The organism is Streptococcus sp. AM43-2AT (genome assembly GCF_003603405.1).
Taxonomy (GTDB): Bacteria; Bacillota; Bacilli; order Lactobacillales; family Streptococcaceae; genus Streptococcus; species Streptococcus ilei.
Genome location: NZ_QTND01000001.1, coordinates 318,462 through 331,069 on the forward strand (window position 1 = coordinate 318,462; position 12,608 = coordinate 331,069).

11 protein-coding genes are annotated in these 12,608 nt (G+C 41.0%); all 11 read left to right on the forward strand.

Annotated elements, in window-relative coordinates; all coding sequences use genetic code 11:
• Positions 1–5: 5 nt before the first annotated feature.
• The 11 genes from kphA (at position 6) to DW930_RS01610 (ending at position 12,603) form a co-directional block, all read left to right on the forward strand.
• The gene (kphA, locus tag DW930_RS01555) at positions 6–245 is read left to right on the forward strand and encodes an RNA-binding protein KphA (RefSeq protein ID WP_003001620.1); all 240 of its coding nucleotides are present in this window, start codon (positions 6–8) and stop codon (positions 243–245) included.
• Between the two features lie 150 nt (positions 246–395).
• Positions 396–1,178: an alpha/beta hydrolase gene (locus tag DW930_RS01560; RefSeq protein ID WP_123159151.1), complete on the forward strand. Its 783-nt coding sequence runs from the start codon at positions 396–398 to the stop codon at positions 1,176–1,178.
• Between the two features lie 36 nt (positions 1,179–1,214).
• On the forward strand, positions 1,215–1,733 hold the full coding sequence (gene rimM / locus DW930_RS01565) for a ribosome maturation factor RimM (protein WP_123159152.1): 519 nt from the start codon (positions 1,215–1,217) through the stop codon (positions 1,731–1,733).
• A complete protein-coding gene (gene trmD, locus DW930_RS01570) occupies positions 1,723–2,439 on the forward strand; it encodes a tRNA (guanosine(37)-N1)-methyltransferase TrmD (protein ID WP_023026860.1) in 717 nt (238 codons plus the stop codon). Before rimM ends, trmD begins: the two co-directional genes overlap by 11 nt.
• A gap of 132 nt (positions 2,440–2,571) precedes the next feature.
• Entirely contained in the window at positions 2,572–4,779 is a 2,208-nt protein-coding gene (locus DW930_RS01575; RefSeq protein WP_123159455.1) for a CAP domain-containing protein, read from the forward strand.
• Positions 4,780–5,309: 530 nt separating this feature from the next.
• Positions 5,310–7,127 carry a cell wall protein gene (locus DW930_RS01580; protein ID WP_023026859.1) on the forward strand — a complete coding sequence of 606 codons (1,818 nt, stop codon included), beginning with the start codon at positions 5,310–5,312 and terminating at the stop codon, positions 7,125–7,127.
• Positions 7,128–7,562: 435 nt separating this feature from the next.
• A complete protein-coding gene (locus tag DW930_RS01590; RefSeq protein ID WP_023023334.1) occupies positions 7,563–8,306 on the forward strand; it encodes a DeoR/GlpR family DNA-binding transcription regulator in 744 nt (247 codons plus the stop codon).
• A complete protein-coding gene (gene pfkB / locus DW930_RS01595; protein ID WP_023026858.1) occupies positions 8,303–9,214 on the forward strand; it encodes a 1-phosphofructokinase in 912 nt (303 codons plus the stop codon). The genes DW930_RS01590 and pfkB overlap by 4 nt, the downstream gene beginning before the upstream one ends.
• Positions 9,211–11,178: a fructose-specific PTS transporter subunit EIIC gene (locus tag DW930_RS01600; protein WP_123159153.1), complete on the forward strand. Its 1,968-nt coding sequence runs from the start codon at positions 9,211–9,213 to the stop codon at positions 11,176–11,178. Before pfkB ends, DW930_RS01600 begins: the two co-directional genes overlap by 4 nt.
• Before the next feature lie 198 nt (positions 11,179–11,376).
• A complete protein-coding gene (locus tag DW930_RS01605) occupies positions 11,377–11,751 on the forward strand; it encodes a DUF1149 family protein (protein ID WP_048788860.1) in 375 nt (124 codons plus the stop codon).
• 3 nt (positions 11,752–11,754) lie between these two features.
• Positions 11,755–12,603 carry a DegV family protein gene (locus DW930_RS01610; RefSeq protein WP_123159154.1) on the forward strand — a complete coding sequence of 283 codons (849 nt, stop codon included), beginning with the start codon at positions 11,755–11,757 and terminating at the stop codon, positions 12,601–12,603.
• Positions 12,604–12,608: the final 5 nt, after the last annotated feature.

Consider the following 12,608-nt stretch of genomic DNA (forward strand, 5'->3'; position numbering starts at 1 on the left):
GATGTATGGATACGATTGAAAATCTTATTATTGCAATTGTGAAACCTTTGATTTCACAACCGGATGCCTTAACCATCAAGATCGAAGATACTCCTGAATTCTTGGAGTACCACCTTGACCTTGATCCTAGCGATGTTGGTCGAGTGATCGGTCGGAAAGGTCGCACCATTTCTGCGATAAGAACGATTGTCTACTCTGTCCCAACTGAAGATAAAAAAGTAAGAATCGTTATTGACGAAAAATAAAAGGCGGGACTCTGTCCCGTTTTTTTGTTGCAAGGAAAGGTTTTGGAGAAGTTTCTGGGTGGGAAGTCCATTTGAGAAAATCCTATGAACGTGATAAAATAAAACGTAAGGTTGTTAAGTGAATTGTTGTTTAGAAAGAGTTGTTTTGATATGAACCGATTTGAAGTAACTACAAAGATTGGTTGTTTCTCTGTTACTTATAAAAAGAGAAATAAAGTTCTAGTTTGTTTAAATGGTGCTGGTTTGATACCGAGTTATGAAAATTTTCTACCAATTCTTGAAAAACTTCCTTCTTCAATAGGTTACCTAGCGATTGATTTTCCGAATACAGGTAGGAGTCCGATTCATAGTCAAACAGGAATTAATTTGGATAATCTTGTTGAAGCGATATACGAAATCTTGAAAGGATTGGAAATTTCCGATTATATACTTTGTGTTCATAGTTTAAGTGGTATTTTGGCTTTAAAGTTAATGAGTCAACCAATTAAGTGTCAAGCCTTGATAGCAATTGAACCAACAACAAAAAATATAATGTTTGCTGATTTTTCAATAAATCCTTATCCAGAAATGGAAGAGCAAATCAGGATGATTGAAGAATGTGGTCAGGAAAAATATTTTAAGGGACTAACTCAAGCAACATTTGAACCTGAAACTGATAGACTGATTTGGGGATTGATGGAAGAAAAGGGCTTGGAATTGGAAAAGCAAGTTCCTGGATTTCAGATATCTGTAAATATTACTGCTGAAGATTTTGATAGTTTGTCCTTAGCAGATAATATTCCTGTTTTCATATTTTGTCAGGCGTACAGAGAAAAAGAGTACAGAGATTCAGAATATTGGAATTCTAATACAAAACTCATTCTAGGTGGTAACCACCACTATCTACACTGGTCAGAATCGGAAAAAATTGCAACTCTTATTAGAAAACTGTAAAGATAGATTAATCAAAAGAGGAATGTAAAGAATAAAATGAATTATTATAACGTTGGGAAAATCGTCAATACGCAGGGTTTGCAGGGTGAGATGCGGGTCTTGTCTGTGACAGACTTTGCGGAAGAGCGCTTTAAAAAAGGAGCAGAGTTGGCTCTCTTTGATGAGAAGGATCAGTTTGTCCAAACGGTGACCATTGCCAGTCACCGCAAGCACAAGAACTTCGATATCATCAAGTTTAAAGATATGTACCATATCAATACCATTGAAAAATTCAAGGGTTTTAGCCTCAAGGTTGCCGAAGAAGCCTTGACTGATTTGGATGAGGGCGAGTTTTACTACCACGAGATCATTGGCCTTGATGTTTATGAAAATGACCAACTCATCGGTCAGATTAAGGAGATCCTTCAACCGGGTGCCAATGATGTTTGGGTGGTGAAGCGCAAAGGAAAACGCGACCTTCTCTTGCCTTATATCCCACCAGTAGTCCTCAATATTGATATCCCAGGAAATCGGGTGGATGTGGATATCTTGGAAGGGTTAGACGATGAAGATTGATATTTTAACCCTCTTTCCAGAGATGTTTTCACCCCTGGAGCACTCCATCGTCGGAAAGGCGCGTGAAAAGGGACTCCTTGAGATTAACTACCATAATTTCCGCGAAAATGCAGAGAAGGCACGACACGTGGATGATGAACCCTATGGTGGCGGGCAAGGCATGCTCTTACGTGCGCAGCCGATCTTCGATGCCTTTGATGCCATTGAGAAAAAGAATCCGCGCGTGATCTTACTAGATCCAGCTGGGCGGACTTTTGATCAAGGTTATGCAGAAGAGTTAGCTCAAGAAGAAGAATTGATCTTTATCTGTGGCCACTATGAAGGCTACGATGAGCGGATCAAGTCCCTGGTGACAGATGAGATTTCTCTTGGAGACTATGTCTTAACCGGTGGTGAGCTAGCTGCTATGACCATGATTGATGCGACAGTACGCTTGATTCCAGAAGTGATCGGAAAAGAGTCCAGCCACCAGGATGATAGTTTCTCGTCCGGCCTTCTAGAATACCCTCAATACACACGGCCCTATGAATATCGAGGGATGACAGTTCCAGATGTCCTCATGAGTGGGCATCATGAAAATATCCGTCAATGGCGTCTCTATCAGAGTTTGAAAAAGACACTAGAGCGTCGTCCAGACCTGCTTGAAAACTATGACTTGACTCCAGAAGAAGAGAAGATGTTGGAGCAAATTAAACAAGAAGAATAACAGCATTTGCTGTTTTTCTTTTGCCCTAAAATTAATAGAAAAAATCTTCCTCATCCTACTAGTTATTGGTAACAAAATGTGGTATCCTTATGGAGAGATAACAGATATGAAAAAGTGTTGGTGGTGTTTGCAATGGGCAAAAAAATAGGAAAATCAGTCTTTACAACGGGTGTCGCAGCGACAACCCTCTTTTCAGGTTTGTCCGGCCATAAGGCACAGGCTGAAGAGATTGTCCAGAACGATCCTGCCGATCAGCAATCGACGGATGTGACTGAAATGGATTCAAGTTTTATGGATAAAAATATCTTACATGACCAATTGCAAAAAGCTGAAAAAAGAGTCGAAGACCAACGGTTACGGCTGAACCAGGCTCAATCTGAATACAATGTCGCCAAATCAGGTCTGGAAGCTGCTGAAGCAAACCTAGAGACAACTGAAACGATGATTGAAGAATCCAATCAAACATCCCTTGGCAAAACTGAAAATGAAATTGCGGTTGCTGAGGCAGTTGTTACTCTAGAACAAGAAAAGGTACGCCAAGCAAGTGAGGCTGATAGTCAAGTTCGTTCTGCCATAAAGAGTCAAGAGAATAAAATTGCTGCCCAGCAGTTACTTGTTGATATCGCAGGAAATGAATTAAGAAAAGCCAAACAACCCATCCAGAATGATGAGGCAGTATTAGCACAGGCACAGCTAAAAGAGGAGCAGGCGCAAAACGAATTAAAAATAGCTCAAACCTTAGTGCTAAATCTGACAGAAACTCAATCCAAAGCGCCCTATGTCTTAAAGCAAGTTTCCAGCGAAATTGCGGGAGTACAGAAAAAAGTTGAAAAATTAACTTATCAAATCTCCCAAAAATTAGTAGAGTTAGAAAAAGTCCGTGAAGCGGCCATGGCTAGTCCAATCAATCTTCAAGAGACAAGCTATGAGACTTTGTTAGAGGAGTGGGCCAAGGCTGGTGACCAAGGTGCTGTTGAAGTTATGTCGCTTTATCATCGTGGGCGTGTAGAGGACCAGCTGACAGGTGGAAAGGCCACTAGATTAGATAACGTCCTAAAAGCGTTAGAAATTGTAGATACCATTAATCAGTACCGTCGCCAGGCAGGTTTAGGTGAGCTCTTGGTCGCTCCTTATCAATTACCGGTTAGTCAACTTCAAACGCACTATCATCAAAACCATGGACAAGCCCTGTCCAACTGGCAAGAGAATGAATTGATTGCTTGGGGCTATCGGCCTAGGGAGGCTGTTGCCTTCTGGTATAGTGAAAAGGAACTGTATCATCAAATTGCTCATCAATACGGTTTACCAATAGATGAAAGTCAACTAGATCCTAGCCAAATCTCTAAGAAAGTGGGAGCGGAGTTATTTGCTAAGATTGGACACTATGTCCAAATGATGGGGAATCAATATAAGGCCATTTCAGTTGCCTATGATCCAGATTTAGAGGTATCTCAAGTAGCTTTCTTTGAAGAGTCATCCCCCCTTTATACCAGTGAAGAACTGACAAAGTGGGTGAGAAACGTTGCCAATGCAAGGACGACAAAAGCGGATGTAAAGACTGTCAAAAATGCTTTGGAGAGTCTAAAAGTTGAAAGAACAAATCAAGAATCCCGCATCAATATCCTTTCTGGTCATTTATTCGATGTCAAGACTTCTCTTGCAAGTCATGAGCAACTATTAGCGCGTGCTCAAAGTAACCTAGCTTTAGCGATGAAGAAATGGCAGGCTGCGTCGACAGAGGCCAAGGAAGCAGCAAGCTCACTGGCGGTTTCACGAGCTCGGATACAAGGAGCGATTATCCCAAAAGAAGAGGCCTTAAAAAATGCCACTCTAGCATTAGAAGAAGATAAAAAGCAATTAGAAGTTTTACAAAATGCGGCGAGAGAGACTGCATCTAAGCTTGAAGGAGCACAGGCACAACTTCAACTTGCAAAAAATCAATTAGCACAAGTCAAAGGGCATCTGAAACTGTTCACCGATGCATCTGAATTGCTAGTAGATGCGCAAGCCTTGGTTGCCTCTGCTAAAACTGAAGTCGAGGAGAAAAAAGTACAATTTGAGGCAGAGTTTGAAACCTTTATGGCTTATCAAAAAGAGGCTAGAGATTTCAGGAGTCGGATAGAGAAGATTCAGTCAATTGAGGATGGAGAAAAAACTGCAGTAGGAGAAGAGGAGGAAGCAATTGATCCGGCTCAACTTTCTCTAGCTGATTCTAGTCAAACAGAGTATCCGTTACAAGTCGAAGATGACTTACCAGAAGTTGCAGGAAGAGCAGAACACAAGAGTAAAAAAGGCTTATCCAAATGGTTCCGAGGACTTGGGTTTAAAAAAGACCAATAGCTGTAAAAATGTCATCTAGCAACTGCTTAAAAGAGAGAGCGAATTCGTTCTCTCTTTTTGTATATTCTAGATGATTGTAGAAACAGCAAAAAATTACATAGGCGTGAAGCCTAATCTGCTCTTCTAAAACAATAGTATAATACTATCCTATTGTTTTATCCTTTATAACCATACCATTTGAAAGGCTAAAAATGAAGTAAATAATAGCTGTATAAAGAATGAGTATAGTTCTATGAGTAAAATAAGAAGGTTCTCAAATTATTTGCTATTCAAAACTTTCTGTGTTATAATTCTCACAAAGGAAGAAAAAGTGTCGATACTAAATATGCTGTTGTTATCAGTTTTTTAGGCAAAAATATGTGGGAATCTGACTGAAGTGTTCATTTTAAAAATAGGCCTTAGAAATAAATGAATATCTCATTCAGGAGCTCTCAAACCCTATATAAACTGGAAAAACAGCCAAATTAAACTTATGCATAGGTATTTTCATCCTTTTTATTTATAATACTATCCTAATGGAGATTATTGATATGGATAAAAAATATAGATATGTAACTCGGGCTATCTTGGCCTCTGCTGTAGCAGTTCCAGTTTTTGCTGCGTCAAACGTTCAAGCTGAAAGCTATAGCTGGAATACAAGTCGTTATGCCTATAGCTACTATACCCCAAGCTACAGTAACTATGGATATAATAATTACAACTATAACTATGGGTATAATAATTATGATTATTACTATGGTTACAACAATTATAACTATGGAAATTACGGCTATAACTATGGAAATTACGGCTATAACTATGGTTATAACAATTGGAATAACTACTATGGCTACAACAATCTCACACGTGATGAAAACTACATCTACTGGAATGGTAATCACTACTATCGCATGAATGATGGCACTTACCGGATCTACCGTAATGGCCAGTGGCAACCGTTGACCAATCGTAATAACTCTAGAAATAATCTAGCCAACGACCCGCATTACCTTTATGAGAATGGTTACCATTATTATTTATTAGAGAATGGGGATTACTATTACTATGAGAATGGTAAATGGGTATTTGTAAAAAATTCTAGTGAAACAGAAAACCCTGTAACGCCGGATACTCCAACACCTACTCCAAATCCTACTCCAACACCAGAGGAACCAAACCCAACTGATAAACCGGACCAACCGGTGGAACCTTCAGAACCGGCTACACCAGAAGATACTGGTAACTTGGTCTTCCCTGAGAATCCTCCATTTGTAGGTGCAGATGGTGAGTTTGATCCATTCACCCCAACTCCAGAGAATCCAGCGGATCCGAAGCCAGAAGTGCCGGTTCAACCTGAAGTACCTGGTAATGATGGTTTAGTAACAACAGATCAGCCAAGTGAAAACCAAATTCCACCATATGTTGAAGCACCAGCAGAAGGATTAGAACACCTTCCTTGGGCACCAAACGGACGTGTTCCTAAGTTGGTCTACCCACCTGGTAAGCCTGGATCAGCTGCATTGCGTAATGATAAGAACTATTACTTTGATGGGACAACTCATTACTACTATGTACCATCTGATACTGAAGCTACAGGATATTCTGCGTACTGGAAGTGGATTGATGGAAAATGGAAACTTCAAGGTATGACTGATCCAACTGACCCTGCCATCGATCCAAAATTCCACGAAGATGCAAAAGATGACGAGTATGCTTATAGCGATCGCGACTCAAGCGTGAAACTATACTCTACCAATGTGGTGGAAACAGTCAAAGCCGGCCAACCTTTACCGTTTAAAAACGTCGAAGAGTTTAAGGACTATGTCATTAAGAAAATGAATCCTAAGTTCATTGACAATGCTGGCTGGGATGCAAAAGTAGAATGGGAAATTGAAGACCCTGAACTCTTTGAACAATCAAAAGATAACCCATGGGCAAAAGACTATGTCTTAATTGCTAATCTAAAGAGTGGTGTTGACGAAAAAGAATACAAAGACGTTGAATTCGGCTATGTGAAATTCGTATTCCGTGTAGAAGCAACAGACGACACTAACTATATTTCTTTAGATAAGGCTAAAGAAGCATTTACCAAAATTAATGAACTAAGAAAAGCTCAAGGCTTGAAAGAGTTGACTTGGTCTGATGATATCTACAACAATCTTGCTCTTCCAAAAGCAAATCAAATCTCAAGACAGTACGATAGTACTGGATTTGTAGCTCGCCGTGAAGAAGATTCAGCAACTGTGGCAACAAAATGGTTCAACAGTGGCTTGCGTGAATTGTTACTAGATCCAAACGCAACTGAAGGAGCTGTAGCAGCAGTTGTAAATGGAGATGGATACTATTATTGGGCTTACAATTATAAATAATAGTCATGATGGATCATAACTTCCAATGGAAGAAGGATTATTCTGATGACAAAAAGAGGCTGGGACAAAAGTCCTAGCCTCTTAATTGTCTTTGGATTATCGAGCAAGACGCAGTGGTTGAGTGGGCTCTATGACGCTGATTTCATCAGCTTTTACAGCCCTACTCAACTGTGCGGAGGTGGGACGACGAAATCGAATTCTAACGAATTACCGATTTCTGTCCCACTCTCTTTTTCACGTGAAGAAAGTTGAAATTGGAGATTTTTAAAAGGATTTACAGGACTATGATAATGGTTAAATAGGTAGTTTAAAAGAGATAATGAAAGAAATTGATAGAAAAAATGATAGAAAATGAAAGAAAATGATATTTAATGCTTGACTTTGAAAGATAATAGAGTATAATAGTCCTTGTAATCGTTTCCGAAAGGAGCTTGTATGTTAAAATCTGAACGAAAACACATCATTTTAGAAAAGGTTATCAAAGAGCGAATCGTCTCTATTGAGGATTTGGTTCAAGAGTTAAACTCTTCGGAATCAACCATTCGACGCGATTTAGATGAATTAGAAGCAGAGAATAAACTGAGACGAATTCACGGTGGAGCTGAAAGTCTTCATTCCTTGCAGGAAGAAGAAAGCAATAAAGATAAAGCAATCAAAAACGTGCAAGAAAAATCTGCCATTGCAAAAAAAGCAGCAGAATTGATCAAAGATTTTGAAGTTGTCTTTATCGATGCAGGAACCACCAATGAATTATTGGTTCATGAATTGGCCAATCCAACCGTTACAGTTGTGACCAATTCCATTCACCATGCAGCTAGTTTAGTAGAGAGAGACATTCCAACGGTCATCATCGGCGGGATGGTCAAGACTTCGACTGACGCTAGCATCGGAGGAATGGCTTTGAATCAAATCGGCCAGTTGAGCTTTGATCGAGCTTTTATTGGAATGAATGGCGTAGACCTAGAGTCGTATAGCACACCGGATCTTGAAGAGGGGGCCGTTAAACGTGCCATTCTAGAGAATGCAAAGAATACTTATATTCTTCTAGACTCGTCGAAACTTGGACGGACATCTTTTGTCAAGGTAGCTCCGGTTAAGAGAGCAACCATTATTACTAATACTTCGGATACGGAAATCCTTTCTAAATTAAAAGAGAAAACGGAGGTTATAGAGGTTTGATTTATACAGTAACACTGAATCCTGCCATTGACTATATTGTCCGTCTCGATCATGTAGAGACAGGGGCGGTCAATCGGATGGCTTCGGAAGATAAATTCGCCGGTGGTAAGGGAATCAATGTCAGTCGTGTCTTGAACCGACTCGATATCGAGAACACAGCAACTGGGTTTATAGGTGGTTTCACAGGACGCTTTATCGAAGACGTGCTAACAAGCGAAGCTATTTCAACTAACTTTGTGACCGTGGACCAAGACACCCGGATTAATGTCAAGATCAAAGCCGATGAGGAGACAGAGATCAATGGCAATGGTCCAGAAGTGACAGAAGGTCAGTTGCAAGAACTACTCAGTATCCTATCCAACTTGACAGCAGATGATGTGGTAGTATTTGCAGGCTCTGCCCCATCTTCACTTGGAAATGCTGTTTACAAACAATTGATTGCAGCAACCCGTGCGACAGGCGCACAAGTGGTTTGCGACTTTGAAGGGCAGACCTTGATTGACTCCTTGGAGTTCAATCCCCAATTGGTCAAACCAAACAACCATGAATTGGGAGCCATTTTTGGAGTGACCTTGACGGAATTGCCAGAAATTGAACGCTACGCCAAAGAAATCTTGGCCAAAGGAGCACAAAACGTCATTATTTCCATGGCGGGCGATGGAGCACTTCTAGTCAGTCCAAGTGGTACTTATTTCGCAAAACCAATCAAGGGTCAAGTGAAGAATTCGGTCGGGGCTGGCGATTCTATGGTAGCAGGCTTCACTGGGAAGCTCGCAACGACAGGAGATGTCATCGAAGCCTTCAAATGGGGCGTGGCTTGTGGAACAGCGACCACCTTCTCAGATGATTTGGCGACAGCGGACTATATCAAAGAAATTTATGAAAAAGTAGAGGTAGAAAAACTATGAAAATTCAAGACGTTTTAAATAAAAACGTGATGTTGTTTGATCTTCAAGCAACAGATAAAGAAGGCGTGATCAATGAGATGGTCCAATCGCTCGTCGACAATGGTGTGGTGAAAGATTTTGAAGCTTTCAAAGCTGGCATCATGAACCGTGAAGCGCAAACTTCCACTGGTTTGGGTGAGGGGATTGCTATGCCTCACAGCAAAAACGAAGCTGTAAAAGAAGCAACGGTCTTGTTTGCAAAATCAAATAAGGGTGTTGACTATGCATCGCTTGATGGTCAACCAACTGACTTGTTCTTCATGATCGCGGCTCCAGAAGGGGCAAACGACACTCACTTGGCAGCTCTTGCTGAATTGTCTAAGTACTTGATGAAGCCAGGATTTGCAGACAAACTTCGCCAAGTAAGCACTCCTGATCAAGTGATCGCAGTTTTCGACGCAGAAGAGCAAGAAGCTGCAGCTGAAGAAGCTAAAAAAGCAGAAGCTGGCAAAGAAGCAGCCTCATCTGACAAACCATTGATTGTTGCTGTTACAGCATGTACAACAGGTATCGCCCACACTTACATGGCAGAAGAAGCCCTCATCAAAAAAGGTGAAGAAATGGGTGTTACAGTCCGTGTTGAAACCAACGGGGCATCCGGTGTCGGCAACCGCTTGACAGCAGAAGAAATCGCCAAAGCTGAAGGAGTGATCATTGCAGCAGATAAAGCAGTTGAAACGGCTCGTTTCAATGGCAAAAAATTGATCTCTAAACCAGTCGCAGCCGGTATCCGCCAGACAGAAGAATTGATCCAAACCATCTTAGACGGCAAAGCAGATGTCTTCCACGCTGAAAATGCAGCAGAAGCTAGCGCTAGCCAAGAAAAATTGAGCTTGGGTGGAGCCTTCTACAAACACTTGATGAGTGGGGTTTCTCAAATGCTTCCATTCGTAATCGGTGGTGGTATTTTGATCGCCCTTGCCTTCTTGATTGACCAAATTCTTGGAGTTCCTCAAGATCAATTGTCTCAACTTGGTTCATACCATGAATTAGCAGCTCAATTTAAAACAATCGGTGGTGCAGCCTTTGGCTTTATGCTTCCTGTACTTGCAGGTTACATCGGATTCTCCATCGCTGAAAAACCTGGTTTTGTAGCAGGGTTTATTGCAGGATCTATTGCTAGCTCAGGGTCAGCCTTTGGTAACATCGCTTTCGGTGCTGCTAAAGGTGAATTACCAGCAGCCGTATCATCTGGCTTCCTTGGCGCTTTGGTTGGTGGTTTCCTTGCAGGTGGAGTCGTTCTCTTCCTTCGTAAAGCACTTGCAGGTCTTCCACGCTCACTCGATGGGATCCGCTCTATCCTTCTCTTGCCATTACTTGGTGTTGGTTTGACAGGTTTCTTTATGTTCCTCATCAATATTCCAATGGCTGCTATTAATACTGGTCTTAACAACTTCCTTTCAAGCTTGTCAGGTAGCTCAGCTGTCCTTCTTGGACTTCTTGTCGGCGGTATGATGGCTGTCGATATGGGTGGACCAGTTAATAAAGCCGCTTATGTCTTCGCTACAGGTACACTTGCTGAAACTGTTGCTTCAGGTGGTTCTATTGTGATGGCAGCCGTTATGGCAGCTGGTATGGTTCCTCCATTGGCAGTATTTGTGGCAACCGTCTTGTTCAAAGATAAATTCACACAAGAAGAACGCGATTCTGGTTTGACAAACATTGTTATGGGTCTTTCCTTCATCACAGAAGGTGCCATTCCATTTGGTGCAGCTGATCCAGCTCGTGCTATCCCAAGTTTCATCGCAGGTTCAGCCTTGACAGGTGCCCTTGTTGGTCTCGCAGGTTTGAAACTGATGGCTCCTCACGGAGGAATCTTCGTCATCGCCCTTACTTCAAATCCACTTCTTTACATCTTGTTTGTATTGATTGGTGCAGTCGTAAGTGGTATCTTGTTCGGCTTGCTTCGCAAACCTAAAAACTAAATATACATAAAAGAGGCTGGGACAAAAGTTCTAGCCTCTCAATTGTATTTGTATTGTCGGGCAATACGCAGTACTTGAGTGGGCTCTACTTTCTTGTTTCTTTGATAGAAAACAGAGTGAAAAGACATGGTTCTGCAATAGAATCTTGATTTAATTTGTGGTATAATTTTCATAACGCTTATTTTTAGGAGAACAAGTATGGATATTCAACGTGAAAAAGAATTTGTCAGCCAGTATCATTATGATGCTCGTAACTTTGAATGGGAAAAAGAAAATGGTACTCCCGAGACAAAAGTAGACGTCAACTTTCAATTGATTCAACGCGATACAGAGTTAAAGACAACCTCTTTAATCGTTATTTTAACCTATATGATTGTCTTTGATGGCTTTGTCATCAGCGGGACCATTACCCAAATCAACCACATTCACAATCGTTTAGTCAACGAGCCAAGCGAATTCAGCAAAGAAGAAGTAGAAGAATTAGCTCGTCCTTGCTTAAATATGCTGAATCGTTTGACTTATGAAGTTACTGAAATCGCACTTGATTTACCAGGGATCAATTTGGAGTTTTAATGCATGAAATTAGCAGTCATCACAGATTCTTCTGCTTATCTATCAGATGAATCGAGAGGACACGATAATTTATTTGTCCTAGATATTCCAGTTATCATTGATGGAGTATCTTACGTAGAAGGTAAAAACCTAACAGCAAAAGAGTTCTATCAAAAGATGGAATCTTCTTCTGAACTTCCGAAAACTAGTCAACCTAGTATCGCGGAATTAGAAGAACTCTTAGCGAAACTAGAATCTAAAGGCTATACCCATGTTTTAGGAATTTTCCTATCTTCAGGTATTTCTGGTTTCTATCAGAATATCCAGTATTTGAAGGATGAGTTCCCGAACATGACCATCGCTTTTCCAGATTCTAAGATTACCAGTGCCCCACTTGGGTGGATGGCTGAAGAAGCTGTCAAATGGTCAGGAGAAGGTCGGTCATTTGATGAAATTCTAGCTAATATCCAGATGCAAATCGATGGGACTTCTGCCTACATCATGGTAGATGATCTCGACCATTTGGTCAAAGGGGGCCGTCTTTCTAATGGAGCTGCGATCCTTGGGAATCTTCTCAGCATCAAGCCAATCCTCTATTTTAACGAGGAAGGCGTGATTGAAGTGTATGAGAAAGTTCGTACCGAGAAAAAAGCGATCAAACGCTTAGCTGAGATTATCAAAGAAGGGACTGCGGAAAAAGACTATCAGATCATTATCATTCATGGGAATGCACTGGATAAAGCAGAAACTCTTCGCGATATTCTTCATCAAGATGGTTTTGCTGGTGAGATTCCATTTGCGACCTTTGGCAGTGTCATTGGTACGCATTTAGGAAATCATAGCGTTGCTATTAGTTTTGTACCGAAAATATAAGGAGA

Coding starts and splice junctions, on each gene's coding strand:
- DW930_RS01560 (WP_123159151.1), top strand. CDS start 396: ATGAACCGATTTGAAGTAACTACAAAGATTGGTTGTTTCTCTGTTACT.
- rimM (WP_123159152.1), top strand. CDS start 1,215: ATGAATTATTATAACGTTGGGAAAATCGTCAATACGCAGGGTTTGCAG.
- DW930_RS01590 (WP_023023334.1), top strand. CDS start 7,563: ATGTTAAAATCTGAACGAAAACACATCATTTTAGAAAAGGTTATCAAA.
- DW930_RS01610 (WP_123159154.1), top strand. CDS start 11,755: ATGAAATTAGCAGTCATCACAGATTCTTCTGCTTATCTATCAGATGAA.
- DW930_RS01600 (WP_123159153.1), top strand. CDS start 9,211: ATGAAAATTCAAGACGTTTTAAATAAAAACGTGATGTTGTTTGATCTT.
- DW930_RS01605 (WP_048788860.1), top strand. CDS start 11,377: ATGGATATTCAACGTGAAAAAGAATTTGTCAGCCAGTATCATTATGAT.
- DW930_RS01580 (WP_023026859.1), top strand. CDS start 5,310: ATGGATAAAAAATATAGATATGTAACTCGGGCTATCTTGGCCTCTGCT.
- kphA (WP_003001620.1), top strand. CDS start 6: ATGGATACGATTGAAAATCTTATTATTGCAATTGTGAAACCTTTGATT.
- trmD (WP_023026860.1), top strand. CDS start 1,723: ATGAAGATTGATATTTTAACCCTCTTTCCAGAGATGTTTTCACCCCTG.
- DW930_RS01575 (WP_123159455.1), top strand. CDS start 2,572: ATGGGCAAAAAAATAGGAAAATCAGTCTTTACAACGGGTGTCGCAGCG.